General features: G+C 54.3%; 15 protein-coding genes. 10 read left to right on the top strand and 5 right to left on the bottom strand.

The window, feature by feature from the left end; all coding sequences use genetic code 11:
* Both VFO10_RS04710 and VFO10_RS04705 read left to right on the top strand, forming a co-directional pair.
* A partial coding sequence (locus tag VFO10_RS04710) for a thiolase family protein (protein ID WP_325137574.1) occupies positions 1 to 545 on the top strand: 545 nt, incomplete at its 5' end.
* Positions 546 to 558: 13 nt separating this feature from the next.
* The gene (locus tag VFO10_RS04705) at positions 559 to 2,706 is read left to right on the top strand and encodes a 3-hydroxyacyl-CoA dehydrogenase NAD-binding domain-containing protein (protein WP_325137572.1); all 2,148 of its coding nucleotides are present in this window, start codon (positions 559 to 561) and stop codon (positions 2,704 to 2,706) included.
* A gap of 384 nt (positions 2,707 to 3,090) precedes the next feature.
* Here the strand turns inward: VFO10_RS04705 and VFO10_RS04700 are convergent, their stop codons facing one another.
* The 3 genes from VFO10_RS04700 to VFO10_RS04690 are packed head-to-tail and all read right to left on the bottom strand — an operon-like array spanning position 3,091 to position 7,384.
* The gene (locus VFO10_RS04700) at positions 3,091 to 4,056 is read right to left on the bottom strand and encodes a hypothetical protein (RefSeq protein ID WP_325137570.1); all 966 of its coding nucleotides are present in this window, start codon (positions 4,054 to 4,056) and stop codon (positions 3,091 to 3,093) included.
* A 26-nt stretch (positions 4,057 to 4,082) separates the two neighbouring features.
* A complete protein-coding gene (locus VFO10_RS04695; RefSeq protein WP_325137569.1) occupies positions 4,083 to 4,802 on the bottom strand; it encodes a hypothetical protein in 720 nt (239 codons plus the stop codon).
* A gap of 53 nt (positions 4,803 to 4,855) precedes the next feature.
* Positions 4,856 to 7,384 (bottom strand): HAMP domain-containing protein, encoded by a 2,529-nt coding sequence (locus VFO10_RS04690; protein ID WP_325137567.1) that lies wholly within the window; start codon positions 7,382 to 7,384, stop codon positions 4,856 to 4,858.
* 249 nt (positions 7,385 to 7,633) lie between these two features.
* Here VFO10_RS04690 and VFO10_RS04685 point away from each other — a divergent pair, with 249 nt between their 5' ends.
* Positions 7,634 to 9,658 carry a TonB-dependent receptor gene (locus VFO10_RS04685; protein WP_325137566.1) on the top strand — a complete coding sequence of 675 codons (2,025 nt, stop codon included), beginning with the start codon at positions 7,634 to 7,636 and terminating at the stop codon, positions 9,656 to 9,658.
* Positions 9,659 to 9,665: 7 nt separating this feature from the next.
* Here VFO10_RS04685 and VFO10_RS04680 read toward each other — a convergent pair whose 3' ends face one another.
* Together VFO10_RS04680 and VFO10_RS04675 are read right to left on the bottom strand one after the other, a co-directional pair.
* Complete coding sequence (locus tag VFO10_RS04680) at positions 9,666 to 10,223, bottom strand: phosphatase PAP2 family protein (RefSeq protein WP_325137564.1); 558 nt, start codon at positions 10,221 to 10,223, stop codon at positions 9,666 to 9,668.
* 206 nt (positions 10,224 to 10,429) lie between these two features.
* Complete coding sequence (locus VFO10_RS04675; protein WP_325137562.1) at positions 10,430 to 10,855, bottom strand: hypothetical protein; 426 nt, start codon at positions 10,853 to 10,855, stop codon at positions 10,430 to 10,432.
* A 137-nt stretch (positions 10,856 to 10,992) separates the two neighbouring features.
* Here VFO10_RS04675 and VFO10_RS04670 point away from each other — a divergent pair, with 137 nt between their 5' ends.
* From VFO10_RS04670 to VFO10_RS04640, 7 genes are all read left to right on the top strand, one after another.
* Positions 10,993 to 12,555 (top strand): HD domain-containing phosphohydrolase, encoded by a 1,563-nt coding sequence (locus VFO10_RS04670; protein WP_325137560.1) that lies wholly within the window; start codon positions 10,993 to 10,995, stop codon positions 12,553 to 12,555.
* Positions 12,556 to 12,642: 87 nt separating this feature from the next.
* Complete coding sequence (locus VFO10_RS04665; RefSeq protein WP_325137558.1) at positions 12,643 to 13,431, top strand: MotA/TolQ/ExbB proton channel family protein; 789 nt, start codon at positions 12,643 to 12,645, stop codon at positions 13,429 to 13,431.
* On the top strand, positions 13,397 to 13,939 hold the full coding sequence (locus VFO10_RS04660; RefSeq protein WP_325137556.1) for a hypothetical protein: 543 nt from the start codon (positions 13,397 to 13,399) through the stop codon (positions 13,937 to 13,939). The genes VFO10_RS04665 and VFO10_RS04660 overlap by 35 nt, the downstream gene beginning before the upstream one ends.
* Positions 13,936 to 14,460 carry a hypothetical protein gene (locus VFO10_RS04655; RefSeq protein ID WP_325137554.1) on the top strand — a complete coding sequence of 175 codons (525 nt, stop codon included), beginning with the start codon at positions 13,936 to 13,938 and terminating at the stop codon, positions 14,458 to 14,460. The genes VFO10_RS04660 and VFO10_RS04655 overlap by 4 nt, the downstream gene beginning before the upstream one ends.
* Positions 14,461 to 14,689: 229 nt before the next feature.
* Positions 14,690 to 16,120: an AgmX/PglI C-terminal domain-containing protein gene (locus VFO10_RS04650; protein WP_325137553.1), complete on the top strand. Its 1,431-nt coding sequence runs from the start codon at positions 14,690 to 14,692 to the stop codon at positions 16,118 to 16,120.
* A 166-nt stretch (positions 16,121 to 16,286) separates the two neighbouring features.
* On the top strand, positions 16,287 to 17,894 hold the full coding sequence (locus VFO10_RS04645; RefSeq protein WP_325137551.1) for a ribonuclease J: 1,608 nt from the start codon (positions 16,287 to 16,289) through the stop codon (positions 17,892 to 17,894).
* Positions 17,878 to 18,450, top strand: coding sequence for an NUDIX hydrolase (locus VFO10_RS04640; RefSeq protein WP_325137549.1), 573 nt, complete (start codon positions 17,878 to 17,880; stop codon positions 18,448 to 18,450). Before VFO10_RS04645 ends, VFO10_RS04640 begins: the two co-directional genes overlap by 17 nt.
* Positions 18,451 to 18,471 lie beyond the last annotated feature (21 nt).

The raw sequence follows: 18,471 nt of genomic DNA, 5'->3' as shown, positions 1-18,471 counted from the left end.
AGCCAGCCTTCGATAAAAACTACGGATCCCTCACGGCCGGCAACTCCTCGGCCCTGACGGACGGCGCGGCTGTGGCCCTGATCACCGATGAGCAGGTGGCGAAGTCACTTGGTCTGAAACCCAAGTCGCGCATCCGGGATTATTTCTTCGTCGGCGTGGATCCGACCGAGCAGCTTTTGATTGGTCCGGCTGTGGCCATTCCCTATATTTTGAAGCGGAATGGATTGAGCCTTGCGGATATAGATCTTTTCGAAATTCACGAAGCTTTCGCCGCTCAAGTTCTGAGCTGCCTGCGTTCGATGGAATCCAAGGACTTCTGTGAGCGTTACTTCGGCGACAGCAAGGCCTTCGGCTCGATTCCTGAAGAGAAGCTCAACGTCAATGGCGGCGCGATTGCCATCGGTCACCCCTTTGGAGCCACCGGGGCCCGCCTTGTGACCACACTTTCCAACGAACTGATTCGCCGCAATAAAAATCTTGGACTGATTGCGATTTGTGCGGCTGGCGGCATGTCTGGTGCCATGTTAATCGAACGTTACGCCTGAGAGGAAGCTCGCTATGACACAGTATTTCAAGGTCGAAAGCACGAGTGATCATATCCGTATCCTGCGCATGGGTTCGCCTGACAAACCGGTCACGGTTCTTGGTGAACCCTTGCTGCGTGAGCTGAACGATATCGTCGATGAGCTTGCGGAAAATAAAGAGGTTCAGGGCCTCATCATCATCGGTGCGAAGAAAGATTTCGCGCTGGGTGCGGACATCAATGATATCTCGCAGTTTGATACGCCCGAGGAAACCCGGGACGGCGCTCTGAAGATGCAGGGCATTCTGAATAAGCTCGAAAAACTCCCCTTCCCGACCGTGGCCGCGATTGATGGTCAATGCCTGGGCGGTGGACTGGAACTCACGCTCGCCTGTCAGTGGCGTATCGTGACCGAAACATCCACCCTCGCCCTTCCGGAAATTCAGCTCGGTATGATTCCCGGCGGCGGCGGAACCCAGCGTCTGCCTCGTTTGATCGGGATCCAGGATGCTTTGGATATGATCCTGACCGGCAAGCGGGTCAGCGGTAAAAAAGCCGTGAAGCTGGGTCTGGCGGATGCCCTTGTGCATCCCACGCAGCTGGAGCGGGTCGCCCTTCAGTATGCGACGAAGAGCAAAGACAAAAAACTGATGGCCCTGAATGCGAAGAGCCTGAGCAAGGATCTGCCGCGCTGGGCTGCCGAGCACACTCCGATCGGCCGTGCCTTCGTCGAGAAAAAAGCGCGCGAGATGGTCGAGAAAAATACCAAGGGCTTCTATCCTGCGCCTTTTAAAGCTCTGGATGCGGTCTTTGACGGTTTCGAGAAAAAACTGGAAAAAGGCCTGGAGCTGGAAGCCAGACTCTTCTCGGAGCTGGCGCATACCCGGGAAAGCAAGTCGCTCGTTCACCTCTTCCATGCGACGACAGCCGCCAAGCGCAATGCTTACGCGGAAGCCGGCAAGGCCAGGTTCGGGGACAAAGTTCCTGAGCAGGTGGGTGTCGTGGGCTCGGGCTTTATGGGCGCGGGCATTGCCACGGTGCTTGCCGACAAAGGCGTGCGCGTTCTGCTTTCGGATCCGAACAAGGATTCCACCAAACGCGCCCTGGCCAATGCGTATAAGTTCTTTGCCAAGAAGGCTAAACGCGGCCGTATCAAAAACTTCGAACTTGCCCAGAAGATGGCTCACATTTCACCGGGTCTTAGCATCCAGGGTTTCGGTTCCACCGATGTCGTGATCGAAGCCGTATTCGAAGATCTGGGACTGAAGCAGGAAATCCTCGCCCAGGTCGAATCCCGCTCAGGCGACGATCAGGTCTTTGCCTCCAATACATCGGCGCTGCCGATCGGCAAAATCGCAGCGAAGGCGAAATACCCCGAGCGCGTTCTCGGCATGCACTTCTTCTCGCCTGTGGAAAAGATGCCACTCCTCGAAATCATCATCACCGATAAGACCGCTGAATGGGCTGTGGATCGCGCCTTCCGCCTTGGCCAGCGCATGGGCAAGCAGATCATCGTTGTGAAAGACAGCCCCGGTTTCTATACGACCCGGGCCTTGGCTTTCTTCATGGCGGAAGCGGCCTTGATTCTGGAAGAGGGTGCGAACATCGAAGAGATCGACGACGCGCTCACGGACTTCGGTTTCCCCGTCGGACCTATCACTCTGATGGACGAAGTGGGCATCGACGTCGGCATCCATGTTCTGGAATCCATGACCGAAGCCTATGGCAACCGCATCAAAACACCGGCAGGCCTGGATGCCATCCAGCAGTCCGGTCGCCTCGGACGGAAGAACGGCAAGGGTTTCTTCACCTATGAAGGTGGCAAGAAAGGCAAGCCGGATGAATCCGTCTATGAAATGATGGGCGAAAAACGCATATATAAGTTTATCCCGGCCGAGGATATCGCGGACCGCTGCGTTTATGTCTTCATCAATGAAACGATTCGCTGTCTTGAGGAGGGCATTCTTTTGTCCGCTTATGATGGCGACATAGGCGCCGTCTTCGGCCTCGGCTTTCCGCCTTTCCTGGGTGGACCGCTGCGTTACGTCGATCATCTGGGTGCCGAGAATGTGTATAACACGCTGAAGGGCCTGGAAGAACGCTATGGAGCCCGCTTCGCCCCACCGGCCTTGCTCAAAAAGCATGTCGATGCCGGAACCAAATTTTTTCCCGATGAAAAGTAAATGATCCTGACCCGCGCCTTCATGCGCGGGTCTTTCCTCTCCGATTTCGTTTATACAAGTCTTGATTGAAAGCACAATTTGAAGCAAGGGCTCCAGACTCAGTCACGGTATACGGATGCTGATTTCAGATCAAACCTAACGTCGATCATCATCCAGGCATCGTTCAGCAGGAGCAACTGTGAACAACGAAAAGATCATTTTTGCTTTCAACAGCTTCTTTCTGGGTCTGGCCTTAATGAATTTCTTAAATCAAATCAAGAGCTTTCCATCCTTTCCCTTCTGGGCCGCCTTGGCCGGAGTGTTGCTCTTCTCCAGCTTTGTCATCATCATGCTGCGCACCATTGGAAAGTCTCTTTTTCGATGAAGAGGGCTCCAGCATAAGACTTATTCCACGCGCTCCACGGCTTCGATGCGATCGGATCGCATAGGCAGATCCAGGGCACGGGCGCGTGACAGATTCAAGGCTTCCTGCACACCGATGATGTAGTCCACTCCCAGATCCTTGACCGAACTGCCGTTTTCCAGAACCTCATTGATCTGCTCAGCCAGCTGATGTCCAAGTGCCACGAGGTCGGGATAGGCGGCAAAGGTGCAGAAATCAAAATCCTTGCTTGCGAATTTTTCAATATTGCAAAGAAAAGGCACTTTCAGACTGCGGGCTTTCCGTAACCAGATGGCCGTGAAGGCTTCCTTATTCAAAATCACATTGTCCGTCGGCACCAGGATGGCATCGATCTTTCTACCAGCGTGTTCATCGCTGAGAATCGTCTCCACCAGTTTATTGATGGCTTCCTGTTCGCGACCATTCGCCTCCACATCGACCCCGATCAGCTCAATCCCTTCCTTCTGGAGCTGCTGCCTGGCTTCGGAGATCATCCACTCGAATTCAGAAGCGCGATAAGGAGCCAGGACCCTGGTTATGGTACGTTGCATAAGACTTCGAAAGCGAGTGATGATGGTAAAAGCCGGGACCTCATAATGTATGCCGCAGATCCTCGTGCTTCCCTGCAGCACATTCCGCAGGTTCAGAGCCATGGTCGCAGCCGCCTGAATGCGGGCAAGATTTTCGGGCTTCTTCTCCTCCTCCAGCCGCTTCATGAAATTCACCGCCTTGTTGTCCAATAAAGCTACGAAATCCGGCCTGTTCTTTTCCAAAGCGCCGATAAACTGCGCGTAATCACTATTTTTATCAATAAGGAACTCCACATGCTTGTGCTTCTTGAGATCCCGGGCCAAAGTCTCCCTGACAACCCGCATCTCGGATGCATCGAAGCTGACCGTCATCACAGTCGCAGCCGTTAAAATCGGTGCAAAAAGAAAAGAGAGGATCCCCATCCATAAAGCTTGCATATGCGCATTCCTCTTGGAAACCTTGTTCATTTGCTGAAACCCTTGATGCCGTTCACGCCAATTGATTTAAGGGTGGCGGGGCTGAGTTTCAGGAAGACATTGCTGTTCTTTCCCTTTCTATCTTTGCGCACGGCGATGACGGGATGCAGAACATCCGCGGTCCGCATGACCTGAATAGGTTTGGACGAGAATTCCTTCTTCACCAGATCCAGATCATGGGGTGCGAAGATCGCGTACTGGGCGTTGCCGAGAGCCAGCAGGGGGTAAAGATCAGCGATCTTGGAAACCTGCTTCAGACGCTTGAAACTGCGGCCGTTCAAGCGATCCTCGACCATCTTCCGCGTTTTGTCCCGTCCGACGACATTGATGGTGCCGACAATGCCCTCGCTCAATTTCTGCTCATTCCAGGCAGGATCCAAACTGACGACGACCTCCTGAAAACTCGCCTGGCCATCAAGCGTCAGCTGATAGAGGGGTTCGAAATCCTCGAAGTAGCGAATATAGGCTGATGGCACCAGCGCAAAGGTCACGCCGTCGCTGTTTACAGCTGTTTGAAAATCATCAAAAGTCCCGAAGGCCATAACCTTCAGATCCTTCAGGGCGGGATCATCGGCAAAGGCCCGTTGAACATCTTTTGGAGCTTTGACCGTCGGTTGAAAGATCCCCAGCTTTTCCTCGGCGTGAAGAGGAAATGCCCAAAGGAAAAAGAGCAGGAAAATGAATCGGCCGGTTCTTCGATCGAACACGTCGCGGGTCCTCTTTGCAGTGGCATTGCATCGACCATGATAGCATGGAACACTCAGGCGCTGACGGGATCTTTCTGAAGCATGAGGGAAGTTCTGCAAAGGATGGCGGCATCGGGCAGAGTGACAATGATGCGGCTACCGCGAGGCTCGTTATCGGCAAGGGTGATGCTTCCACCCCATTCTTCGGCGAAAGTCTGGATGGCGGCAAGACCTGCGCCACGGCCGCTCAGCTGCGTAACCTCGTTGGCTGTACTCAGGCCCTCGCGCAAAAGGACATTCAGGTAATTCGGATCAACTTGAAGATCGAGCCCATGGTTCTCGGCCAGGGTGCGAACAGCCTTGTGATCGAAACCATAGCCCTCATCTTCGAACACTATCACGACCTGCCCTGCTTCCCGATAGGCTCGCAGGCGAAAGATGACCTTTTCCGTCGATGCCAGACGCCCGGCCTGAATCGGTTTGAAATAGCCATGATCGAGAGAGTTGGTCAAAGCATGACGGGCGGCCTGTACAGCATCCACAAGGAAGCGGGGGTTCCACTGGATCACGCGGTCTTCCACTACAATTCCGCCGAAGTCCACATGCCGTTCCGAGCAGAGTTTGAACGCTTCGCGCATCTCCTCGGCCAGCATCTCGAAAAGATTTCGCGACTCCTGCTCCTGGCCATCGATCTTGATCTTCAGAATGCGGCCCGCGACATCCCGCAGAAAGTCCAGTTCGTCCCGTATAACATCGAGCGACTTCGCAAAGCTTTCGGAATCAAAACTTTCATAGCGGAACAGCCGCTGCAGGAAGATCTCGGCTTCATGAATGGCCTGCGCCAGGGCTTTCAGGCCAAGGCTGCGAGCCGCACCCTTCATGGTGTGAAGGCGGATGTAATTCTTCCTGTGTTCGATCTCATCGCTCTGGCTCGCTTCAATGTCCTGAAGCGCCCGGTTCGAATCGCGCAGCATCGCACCGACTGCATCCGACCGCACGGCCACAAGGTCGGTAAGAGCCTGGGTCAAACGCTGCGAGCGTTGGGTCGCAACGCGAACCTGATCCTCAAGAGCAAGCTCCTTGCTCCGGTCACGGATGGTCAGGAGCACGCGGATAATGGTCCGCCCCTCGATGATCGGATTCCAGCGGAGTTCATAAGTCTTCGTGCTGCCACCCCACGCATACTGCAGCTGCAGCGGCAGATGATCCGAGTTGAGATCCCAGTTGATCGCCTCTTCACCTAAGCACGCAGCCAATGACTCGCGCGCCTTCTGGATATCTTCACCGCTGTGGCCTGTGTCCTGGAAGATGAGTTCAAGGATTGGAGTGCCGGCCAGATCCTCCCCAGCGGAAGGAAAGAGTTTCAGCAGATGATGCGAATAATCCTTTTCTATTCTGAGCTGGGTATCAAGGGTCAGGATGCCCTGATCGATCTGCTCCATGATTTCCCGAATCTTTTGACTTTGGCTGGTCACCGTCTCAAGCGCTTCATGCAGGCGAGCCGTCCGTTCTTCAACCAGGACCTGAAGCTTATCGGTAAAGGTTTTCACCTGCACCCGCATGGTCTCAAAGCTCCGGCCCAGACGGCCAATCTCATCCTCGGATTCGATCTGCACAGCCTGATCATAGTCGCCCTGGGCAATCTTCTTGGCCGCACGACTCAGCTGTTCGATGGGCTGCGCAATGCGTCGGCTGACCCAGAGCGAAAGGGCAAAAGCTACCAGAATAACCAGGATGACGGCTGAGCTCAAAATGAGGACAAGCTGAGCGATCCGACTATTCGTATCACTCAAAGTCTTCTGTAAAGTGCTTTCCGTGATGGTGCTCTGCTCTGCCAGCATTTTCTGCATCTCACTCTCCTCCATCGCGATGGCCTGATCCATCATTTCGAGGCTGATGAGATAGCGAAGATAAGCTATGGCCTCCCCCTGCTTCAGGCGCTCTGGAATGAATTCCGGGACGCTTTCGGAGATGGGGACGATGGCTTCATAGGCCGCTATGGTCCGGCGACCTGAGCCAGAACCCACACTGACCTGAACCTTGCGGATGGTCGGCTTTTCGAGCGTGCGCAGTTTTTCCATGCCGGGATCATAAACCGTGATGGGTTCCCCCTGCAGGCTTGAAACCCAGATTTCCCGACTGGAATCGTAAACGATAGGAAGGCTCAAACCGTCCTTATGCTCCCGGTCCAGGTACTGCCAGGCTTTGATCTGATCCCCCTCAATGACGATAAAAGAGGCCAGGATCATGGACGCATCAAAGTGGAAGGAATTCTGCAGGGTCTCACGCACCTGAGTATAGGAGTTTTCAAGGAAAGGATTTTTGAGGTTCAAAGAATCGCGCGCAATCAGCGTCTCGCCCTTGGCCCGAGCGTTCTCTTCGAACATCTGAACGAAGCGATTTCGGGAACGTTCCGAGTTGCGATTGAGCATCGCGGCAAATTCCTGGTTCTGCGCCTCGACAATCGCCAGAAACCCCTGCGCAAGGTTACGGAAGGCAAGCCCCCCGATGAGACCGAGGGAAACAAAGGCGGCCGTCACGATCCCGATGATCAGCATCAGAATCCGATTGCCTATGGATTTTCTGGGTAACTTAAACTTCAATCTGCTCAGTCTCCGAAGATCGCCCAGGACGCATAATGCTTCGGATTTTGCGACGGAAACCTAAGCTTTGACGCTTTCCGCACATCTTTACCTTACAGCATGAAATGCAGAGGGGAATAGCTCTGACAATGCGGCAGGATACATGAACCACTCCTGCGTCAGGAGACAGCCGGCTCCGCCTCCTTGTCTTCAGGGTTCCAACTGTTTACTATGAAGGAAAGACATCCACCAGCACTCCAAGAGGATTCAATGAGGAAAAACATCCATCAGTGGTGCCCGCTTTTGCTTGTGCTCATGGCCTCGCAAGCGCTGTGGGCTGCTGATGAGAATGAATTGAGTCTTAGTGATCTTTTGAACCTTAAGGTTTCGGTCGCTACTCGGAAGGATATGCATATCCGGGAAACGCCGGGGATTGTCACAGTCATCACCCGCGAGCAGATGCTGGATATGGGCGCGCGCGATGTCGTCGATGTCCTTTTACGCATGGTTCCGGGCTACGGAGTGGTGACGGAAATTGAAGGCGGTCAGCTTCTGAGCATTCGCGGCATCAATTCCGTCGAAGGCAAATTCCTGGTGATGGTCGATGGACTCGATATCAACGAGGAAAAATTTGGGATCACGCAGTTCGCAAGGCATTTTCCGGTGAACACCCTGGATCGGATTGAAATCGTCCGAGGTCCCGGATCGTCCGTTTACGGTGGTTATGCCGCGCTGGGCGTCATCAATATCCTTACGCGCTCCGCCAGTCGTCCCGGCTCTTATGTGAATATGGACATCGAGCAAGGCGGTCGCGCATTCCTGAATCGCACGCTTGCAGCCGGGGTGGCGAAGGATGAGGGTGACCTTGCCTACAGCGCCAACGTCGTGGCTTCGCGTTCGCTGATCACCGACCAGAAAGCGACCACATATTACGGAGATGAAATAGATCTCAAGGATTCTCAGCTGGAACTGGCAAACATGACCCTGAATGTCAAGTACAAGGGAACCTATGCCAAAGCTCTGGTGGATCTCTATCGCGCTCCTTTCCTTTATTTTGATGAACCTGATATTGCGCCCTGGCAGCACATCCGGGAACGCTGGGATACCTATCAGGTTGAAACGGGCCATGAGTGGACATCCGGCGCTCTGAAGATCACGCCCTTCATCAATTACAAACTGCAGTACCCGTACTGGGTGGACCAGGGCCCTTACTGGTATCGCAACAAAGTCGATCGAAAAACCGGGGGCGTGACCCTGCACTATGATTGGACGGATAAGACCAACATGATCGTGGGCTACCAGGGTTTCATTCACACGACCTATCGTTCGCCCAAGCTGAATTTGGCTGCCAATGAAGAGATCCTGAAGAAAAACGAGGAAATAGATCACATCAGCTATCGCAATGATTCGCTTTTTCTGCAGCTCATGAACGACAATGATTGGGTGAAGCTCACGGCGGGTGTGCGTTACGATAAGACGGATCTTCACGGAGATTTCTTTGCGCCTCGAGTCGGTTTCACCCGGGCCTGGCAGGATTTTCATGCGAAATACATGCTATCGCAAAGCTTCCGCGTACCTGGTGGCATCATCCCCAACCGGGTGGAGGACTCCAATAACTACGGCATCAAGCCGGAAACAACCCGAAACCACGAGCTGGAAGTTGGCTACCGCTTCAGCGACACCCTTTGGGGCGTGGTCAGCGTCTTTGATCATCTGGTTCATCGACCTATCGTGTATTTCACAGGACCCAGCGGCGCCGGTATCTACGGCAACGGTGGCGACCTTGGATCGCGCGGCTTTGAATCGGAGCTGCGCTTCCAGTCGAGTCAAGTCTTTGCGACGTTCACCTACGCCTACTATCAGCTGACGCTCAATGATGAGCCTAGCGCCCAGGTTCCCGGTCACGATCAAGCCGCCTATGGTCAGGCTCAGCATAAGGCAGGGCTGGTGACAGGCTATAAAGTGAATCGGGAGTTTTCTGTCAACCCTTCGCTGTCCTTGGTCGGGGAACGGTTTGCGTTCACGGAGCAGGGGCCTGAAGTCGGCACAGATGCGAGCGGTGACCCCATTCGTGATCCGGCTCCCCTTCAAAAGCTGCCGCTGACCACTCTTCTGAACGTGAATCTGCGGCATAGCAATCTTTTCCAAACCCAAGGCCTCGAAGCGTCGTTTGCGGTCCAAAACCTGACCGATGCAAGGCTCGAGATAGCCCAGCCCTACCAGGCCAAATATCCCGTAGGACCCATTCCCTTCCCCGGACGGTCTTATATGTTGAGAACGCAATATGAGTTCTAAAGGCGGCTTACGCTTTCGCCAGCTCACGGCTGAGCGGAAGGCGCTGCCAGATCAGGTAAGAAATCAGGGCCAGAAACGTTCCCCAGATGAATCCACCGAGGATATCGGTCGGGTAATGAACGCCCAGGTAAACGCGCGACATGCCGATGACAAAGGCGCAAAGGACGGCCAAAGAGCCTTGAAATCGACTGAAGAGCAAAAACCATAGCGTGGCAAACACGGCGGCGTTGGCGGCGTGATTGGAGGGGAAACTATAATAACCCGAGCAGCCTTCGACGATCCGTACGAGCCCTTCCATCCGACAGGGGCGGATACGGCCAAACCAGGGTTTCAGAATGTAATGCGAGACCATATCGCTGACGCCAACAGTCAATCCAATCCAGCCGATCGCCCAAAGACGCGGCCACTGACGGCTGCGGATGATAGGAATGGCAAAGCCAAGGACGATAAGAAACCAGGGCCATTCCGCAGACCAAAGACTCATCAGTTTATCGTTGATGGGGGATATCATATCCAGATTGACGGACTTTTGCAGCCATCGGTCCCATTGCAGCAGTGTATTCACGAGGGGAATCCTGGGATTTGGAAAATTTTCCACATTAAAAGAAATTAAATTGACCAGCCAGCCAGCAACTGTTAGAAACACACCATACCACAAAAAATCAGCTTTGGATATGTCTGGCGGAAAACGGGAAAGGGCTCTCTTTTACCTGATGAAGATGGGGGGGGCGGTGATCCGGGGGCGCGGCATGGGCCGCGAGCGGCAGCGCATCACCAATCAAATTCCCGCAGCTCGCGCTCGGAATCCAGAATCTTTTTTCTGTATTCCTGTTTGACGGGCTCTTCCCGACGACCAACTTCCAAAGACGGCCGATCGAAAGTCACACGGGGAACGAGATAGCGACCCTGGACCGCGACTTTGTCGAAGGTCATTCGCGAAACGCGCTTCGGGGTTTCCGCTGGGTGATGCCTTGTCTTATCCACAAAACTCGCTGCATTCAGAGGCAGGGGATCCCGCATCAGGGTCTGTCCTGGTAAACTGGAACCACGTTCTGACGGTCGGATATCAGCAGGTCGCGCAGGCTTGTCTTCATCCAGAAGATAGACCCGTTTGCCCAAGGGAGGCAGCTGCTCCGCTCTTATGGAACTTGCGCCCAAAGCAAAGGAAATCAGTAACAAAATTCCTGGGGTGCGCATGGTCCCGTCCCTCCTAAGTTCCTGAATTGACAGCTGCTTCATTATCGGCCCCGGCTGTCAAAACTTGAGACACTCAGGGAACGTGGACACTCTGCCGATAAAGAAGAGTAGGCCGGAAATGGGTGGATAAACGCGCTATGGGTATGGCTTTTTTATTGGTCGAGAGGGGATACAACGCTGGCAGCCGCATTGAGCTGAAGCAGTTCCCTATTTCCATTGGCCGCGACCCCACCAACGAAGTGGTCCTGCGCGATGCCGAAGCCTCCCGCCACCATGTTCGCATCAAAAAACGCGGCCGCCTCTTCATCCTCGAAGATCTCGAATCCCGCAATGGCACTTATATCAACGGCGATCGGGTTATCAACTCAACCCTCGATAACGGCGATCGCATCCTGATCGGCTCCACCGAATTCACCTTTGTCGCACCGGACAGTGGCATTCATATCGCCACCGACCTGATGCGCTTTGATATGCAGCTCGATGAACCGGCGGGCATCAAAGGTCCGATCGAGATGGAGAATCCGCATCGGCATCATTTCCGCCGCGCGGTTCGCCTCGATCCCAGCACGCTCGCCAACAATGTGATGAGCAATACGCAGGCTATCTCGGATATCTTCAACTATCACAGTAACCTGATCGTCATCAAAGATCTGAATGAAAGCTGCAATACGCTTTTGAAAAGCGTCGGCAAGATCATCGGTAACGCGACGCGCGCGGCTGTCTTCATCTGGTCGGATCAAACCCGGCAGCTGATTCCATACGCCATCAAAAATTTTAAGGAAAGCAATAATAGCTTCCTTCTCAGCAAGAGCGCCTTTGAAGATGCTCTTTCGCGCAAGCAGGGCATTCTTTTGAATCCAGAAGCGCGGGTCACCCATGAAGGTCGCAGCCGCGCGATTCTTCCCGTTTGCCACAACGAGGAAATCATAGCCCTGGTTCATATCGAGATCGATAGCCCGGAAGAGAACTTCTCGATCCAGGAACTCGAAACGACCCAGGCTCTCCTGCAGCGGGCCTCGCCTATCATCGAGTCCATGCTGCTGAGAAAAGAACTCGACTCCTGGCTCTTTGGTATCATCGACACCATGCTGAGCACCATCGAAGCGAAGGACACCTATACGCGCGGCCATTCGGAACGCGTATCGAGCTATGCGATGGCGATTGCTGATGAGATGAAACTTCATAAGGACGTCAAACGCCTTCTGATGATCAGTTCGCTCTGCCATGACATCGGCAAAATAGGGATTCCTGACGCCATATTGAAAAAGGCCGGCATGCTCAGCTCCGAGGAATACGCGGAGATGAAACTGCATCCGACGATTGGCGCCAACATCATCGGTCATCTGCCGAATGCCCAGCGCATCATCTCCGGCATCAAATATCATCATGAAAAATGGGACGGCACCGGCTATCCGGAAGGCCTCGCCGGCGAGGATATTCCCTTCTTCGGGCGTATCGTGGCCATTTCCGATGTGTTTGACGCCATGGTTTCAGGCCGCGTCTACTCCGGTTTCATGGACCAGGATGAAGCGGTTGAACGACTGATGAGCGAATCCGATCTCTTCGATCCCGAGATTTTGAAAGCCTTTGCTCGCGCCTGCGAAAAGGGCACGCTTTCCCTCAAGACCTCCACGCAAAACAATGAGATTGATGCGGAACTTAACGCTCAAACCGAAATTACCAAAATCAACAAGCGCTGAAACCCTGGCCCGCCAGTATCCAAAGCCTGTCTGACAGAGTTACAATAGTAATGATATCTGCAGTCATCGACAGGAAAGGGCTCACTGATGTGGAGTCAGCTGGCAGTCAGTTTACAAAATGGCAATCTTTATCTGATTGCGATCATTGCCTTGGGCTTCATCGGCACACTGATCATCTTCGAACGTCTGATTATGCTGCAGTTCGTTTACAATGTTGATTTCAAAAAGTTTTTGAACAACCTTCGCCGCTCCGTCCAAGCCGAGGATCTGGAGCGCGCGGTGAGTATCTGCAAGAACGCGTCGTATACCTCGCTGCCGTCGATCGGCCTGAAAGCTCTGGAAGCTTTGGAGCGTGATCCGCATACCGTGCGGGGAACGATCGAAGAGGAAACCATCGACTTTCTGCCGAGGCTCGAATCACGGATCAGCATTCTTCCCGCGCTCTCGACGCTGATTCTTCTGATCGGGATACTCGGGACGATCGATGGGCTTTGGGCGGCTTTCGATTCGATTGAAATCCTCGATACCTCGGAAAAGCAGGCGCGTCTCGCCAACGGGATCGCGGGTTCGCTCAATCCCACGACGATGGGCCTTCTGATGAGCATGCTCTTTCTCACCGGACACCAGATGCTCCGCGGTCTCGCGATTCGCCTGACCGAACGCGTGCATTACGGTGTGTCCGTTCTGATCAACCTTCTGGCTCCGCAGGAAATGGCGACCTATGTCGCCGCGCCGATGGCAGAAGCCGCTGCGCCCGTCCAGGAGCCTGTGAGCAAGCGCGAAGCCGCGCCGACCGAATCCAAGACCGAGGTGGAAGATGACAGCTTCGACGATGCTTCAGTTGAAGATATCAAGGACGAAGAAGAGATTATCTAATAACGTCTGGTATATCCCGATCAGCGTGCTCGCGGCCGTGGGCCTCATGTTTTATCTGTCGTCCGTTCTGCGGGCGATTTCCATGGCCGGCCGCTATGGTTTGATCGAAGCGGAGATTCCTGTGGTCCAGGTCCCGATCCAGGACACGGGATTCAAGAATTTCGCCGAAAAAGGCAGTGAAACGCTGTCGGCGGATACGCCCCTGATTCTTCTGACGCGCGACGCCTTTTTCTTCGGAACGGTCGGCGCTTTCGCTCAGGACCTGACCAATGTACGGAATAAATTCTACATACCGCATGCGGATGGAGCGCCCCAGTTGAACCGCCTCGCCAAGGACATGGAGCGCTGGATGCAGGAAAAGGCCGAGGAAACCGGCAAAACTCGTTCGCGCACCGTGCTTTTCCTCCCGACCGAGGAAATTCCGATGCCGATCGTGATTCAGTGCATTTCCGGTCTGCGCAGCTCCAAGCTCTTTGACAAGGTCGTCGTCGGAGGCGGGCTCTTATGAACGGCCAGGGACGCAATCAAAGCTGGGTCGAAGCCCTGATGGGCCTCAAGGAAAGACTGCAGGAACCTGTGCTGTGGTTCCCCTTTCCGGCGTTGATCGCGTTTGGACTGGTCATCATTCTGCGCGGGCATCTTCTGACGGGACTCAATCCACGCCTCGGTGCGCGTGTGGATGTGATTCAGTATGATGCGAAGAATCTTCCGGATGGCGGCATCTGGCTCGGTGTGTTTCAGGATGGGAAGAAGGTCCTGGTCGTGACTTCGGATCGACGCCGCTTCAGCTGGCCGATTGATTCGCAGAATATGAAAGACGTGGAGCCCCTGGTCACCTATCTGCAAAACCGGGTGAAAAAGGAAGCCTATTCCACGGCGATCAAGCTCGAAAGCAACCTGACCCGAACGACCGCGGTGCTCGCGGTGGATCAGAAGCTGAAATACATTCACCTAAGACCTGTGATCTATGCCCTGGCGGAAGCCCGCATTGCGAAATACGGCTTTGAAACAAGGGTGCTCAAGCATTGAAGGAGACTGATCCCTGAGGCGCTCCTGGTGGAAACTGCGGAAAAAACCGCGGGACAATTACAAAATCTTCATCGAGGTTCACCAGAACGGTGAGCTCCTCTCGAAGACTTCGCGTCCTTTCACCAAACGCGGCTCGATCTTTCTCACGAGTGACCCAGATGGCGAGCTGACCGCACCTTTTTATGCCCTGCCGACTGATATCCGCATTCTGAAGATCACCAAACGTGGCGTGGAAGTGGACCTGGATCCCAACTGGGAAGGCTTCACGACCTTTGAAGGCAAGATCGAGGATATCAACTCCGATCGGAAATCGGCTTATACGCACATCATGAAAAAGGGCGATTACGGCAGTATCGCCTACAATGACCTGCGCGTTCTGATTCGCATTGGCAAAGAGCGCCAGACCCGGGCCGTGCAGAAGACCACGAACAAGGATTATCGCGGTTCGTCGCTTGATCTTTGGTTTGGCGGTCGTCAGGATTTAAAGTTCCTCGGCATCGGCCTTGTGGCCGCCCTTTGGTTTATGGGTGGTTTCGTCCTCGGTCTTCTGAAGAAACCGGATGATCGGCCACGCGATTTCATTGACCTTAGGAACGAATATACTCTGCCCTTCATTCATCCGAAGCACCTGCTCAATGTTCCGGAAAGCCTGCAGGTGAAATACGATAGGCTCGTGCCGATCCGATCCGCCATGGAATTCGCCAAGGGCTTCACCGATACCCTGCTGGGCTATGATGCGCTCAAGGGAAATCCGGCGCAGCACCCTGTTTTCCTGGAGTCCCGTGAGCACTATCGTAATCTTTACCGGCAGCTCGATCATGATATCGAGGCCATTCTCGCCAAGCGCGAGAACCTGGAAGGCCGTATTCTGAACGATCGCCGGAACGCACTTGTAGCCCTGCCCTATGTCATGGGCGAGAGCTTCCGCGGCAGCCTTCTGCGCCTTGAAGATAAGTTGAACATCTGGCATAAGAATGCTCAGGTGACTCTTTCCCTGCGCAGAAAAGCGACGCAGGAATTCACCTCGGATCGGAATTACGATTTCAATGAGTACCGCCAGACTGTCGAGCCGACCAAGGTCCAGCTCTTCAAGGCGGAAGCGTCCGATGAAGACGCCATGTATAAAGAAGTCGAGCAGCTGGCCCGCTTTGCCGAGGATCATCAGAAGCGGATCGTCCGCCACCGCGAGCCCGTGGTCCCGGTGACAGTCGACAACTCCAGCCCCTTGGTCATCGCCGCGGACAGCAGTTTTCTGAGTCTTGTCGAACAGGGCAGCTTCCGGAATTTCAATGACAAGGTCAGCCAGATCCAGGCTTCGATTTTCGATCCTGACAAACCGAAGATCGTGCGCGAACCTTTGATCGGTACCCTCGATCCCAAATTGATCGAGCAGACCATCGCCAAATATAGGTTTGAACTTCAGCTTTGCTACGAGCTGGCGTTGCGACGCAATCAGCAGACAGTCGGTTCCATGGAGTGGCAATGGCACCTCGACACCCAGGGTCAGGTCTTTGACATTGACCTGGTCACGAGTTCCATCAGCGATCCCAAGATGATTGAATGCGTGCGCGGCAAGATTGCCAACTGGAAATGGCCAAAACCACAGAAGGGAAGCATTCAGATCAGTTACCCCTTCCTTTTCCGGCCTGCAAAAGGATAGCAATTTGACTGCAAGTTCTGTATAAACGCTCAGTTTTCGCGACGCCAGCGTCGCTGCTGCTGGCATTTTCCGGACGAAATCAATGCACAATACCCTTCAAGCTCAGTCTCTCCAGGATCCGACACGAGTGTATATCTTTACGGTCGGGGGCTGCGGCGAGTTCGGGATGAATCTCACTCTTTACGTCAATCAAGGGGTCTGCCTGCTGGTGGACTGCGGTCTGTCGTTCGCCGAACCCTTCGAAATTGGCGTTGATGCGCATATTCCTGCATGGGAGGAGCTGGAAAGCATCCTCGGCATGCAACCCACGGCCTATCTGATCACGCACGGCCATGAAGATCATCTCGGCGCCCTTCCCTATTTTCTGACGCGCTGGCCGGCTCCTGTTTACATCGGTCCCTGGGCGCATGAGCTTTTGAAAGATAAACTCATGCAGCGCGGTGATCAGACCGCTTATGATATACGCCCTATAAAATCAGGTGATTCCTGCCGCGTCGGCCATGCAAAGATCGACTGGATTCATGTCCCCCATTCCATTCCCCAGTGCAGTGCGCTGGCGATCGACATGGGCGACGGCAATCGGATCTTTCACACCGGCGACTTCAAAGTGCAGGGTTTTTTGCCGATCGACCCGGACCTGGACCTGGATCGCGTCAGTAAAAACGCCAAGTCCTCCCCTTTCCGCGTCATGGTCGCCGACAGCACCAACGCCGGATCCAGCGGAGAATGCCCGAGTGAAAGCACAGTCCTTCCCGAACTGAAGGCCTGTTTTGCGACCGCGACGGGCATCAGCTATCTCACGACTTTCTCCAGTAACCTCTGGCGCATCAAAACTGTGCTGCGGGCGGCGCAGGAGACTCAGAAACGAGTTTTGGTCTTCGGTGCCGGGCTCCGCAAGAGTCTTGAGATTGCCGCCAAACTCAGCCTGCTTGGTGAGGAAGCCCAGGTGCTGGTCGATGAAGACGCCGCGGCGCGCCTGAGTCGCAAGGATGTGGTGGTGCTCTGTTCGGGTTGTCAGGGCGAGTACCGCTCGGGCCTGAAGCGCATTATGAATGACGAGGTCAATCATCTGCAGGTGAAGGCCGAGGATCAGGTGATCTTTTCTTCGCGCGTGATTCCCGGCAATGAAAAGGCCATTTTCAAACTGATCAGCATGGGCCATGAAAAAGGCGCGAAGATGATCACCGCGCGCGAGAAGCCCGGGATTCATGTCAGCGGCCATGCCTATGCAGGGGATCTGACCCGCCTGATTCAGGCTGTGAATCCCCAGTTTTATATGCCCGTGCACGGGACTTTCACGCAGATCAAGACCAATCAGGCTTTGGCCCCAAGGATTGAGCAGGTGATTCCCGCTCGCAACGGTCGCGTGGTGGCGCTTGGTGCCGATGGCTATGAAATCTTCGCTGAGTTTGATCTTCCTTCACTTTTCATAGATTCCTGGTCGCGTTTGCCCATGAGTTACGACACTATGCGTTCACGGCATAAGATCGGCGACTCGGGAATGGCGATCTGCACCGGGCTTGTCGGCCCCCAGCATCCTATGCAGATCGAAGTGGAATTTATCGGCCTGCCCTTCGCTGACGAAGCGGAAGAGGAGGCATGCGAAATGCAAATACTGGGAAGCCTGCATCATCTGTATCAGGCCGAGTCGCGCAAGGAATTTTCCATCGTCTCATTCAATGAACAGGCGCGGCTCATGATCCGGCGGAAGCTTTCTGAGCTTTTCGTGAAAAAGCCGGTGGTCATCAGCAAAATCTATGGAATCGACAGGTAAGCCTATGGATTGGAGCATCACACATAAGAAGGTCCTGGCTCAAACCCCGGTCTTTCAAGTCGAAGAGGTTTCCCTCGTAGAGAAGGAAAACGGCAAGCCTGTGCCGCTGGCGTATTATCGCATCGACACAAGATCCTGGGTGAATGTCTTCGCCCTGACGGAAGACGGCCGCGCGATCCTCGTGCATCAGCCGCGCGTGGGGATGATGCAGATGACCCTGGAATGTCCGGGCGGCGGTATTGATGATGATGAGGACCCGGCTTTGGCCGCGGCGCGGGAACTGGAAGAGGAAACCGGCTATCGCGCGCGCAGCATCGAAAAGGTGGGCGTCATCAGCCCCAATCCGGCGATCCTGACCAATCGGCTCCATATGTTTTTAGCCCGCGGCTGTTATTTGCCACCAGAGCGTCAGCATTTTCCCGATTTGACAGAACGTATCGAAGTGAGGACTCTGTCCCTGGACGAGCTCGATGCTACAATGAAGGAAGGCGGTATTCATAACGCCCTCGCTGCGCTGACGATCCTGATGTCCCGACGCTTTCTATTGAACGACTGAAACAGAACTTTAAGTTTTTCC

The organism is Oligoflexus sp. (assembly GCF_035712445.1).
Lineage (GTDB): Bacteria > Bdellovibrionota_B > Oligoflexia > Oligoflexales > Oligoflexaceae > Oligoflexus.
This window is presented reverse-complemented; position numbering and strand designations above follow the sequence as displayed.

Coding starts and splice junctions, on each gene's coding strand:
- VFO10_RS04640 (WP_325137549.1), top strand. CDS start 17,878: ATGGAATCGACAGGTAAGCCTATGGATTGGAGCATCACACATAAGAAG.
- VFO10_RS04705 (WP_325137572.1), top strand. CDS start 559: ATGACACAGTATTTCAAGGTCGAAAGCACGAGTGATCATATCCGTATC.
- VFO10_RS04665 (WP_325137558.1), top strand. CDS start 12,643: ATGTGGAGTCAGCTGGCAGTCAGTTTACAAAATGGCAATCTTTATCTG.
- VFO10_RS04685 (WP_325137566.1), top strand. CDS start 7,634: ATGAGGAAAAACATCCATCAGTGGTGCCCGCTTTTGCTTGTGCTCATG.
- VFO10_RS04655 (WP_325137554.1), top strand. CDS start 13,936: ATGAACGGCCAGGGACGCAATCAAAGCTGGGTCGAAGCCCTGATGGGC.
- VFO10_RS04700 (WP_325137570.1), bottom strand. CDS start 4,056: ATGCAAGCTTTATGGATGGGGATCCTCTCTTTTCTTTTTGCACCGATT.
- VFO10_RS04670 (WP_325137560.1), top strand. CDS start 10,993: ATGGGTATGGCTTTTTTATTGGTCGAGAGGGGATACAACGCTGGCAGC.
- VFO10_RS04645 (WP_325137551.1), top strand. CDS start 16,287: ATGAATCTCACTCTTTACGTCAATCAAGGGGTCTGCCTGCTGGTGGAC.
- VFO10_RS04675 (WP_325137562.1), bottom strand. CDS start 10,855: ATGCGCACCCCAGGAATTTTGTTACTGATTTCCTTTGCTTTGGGCGCA.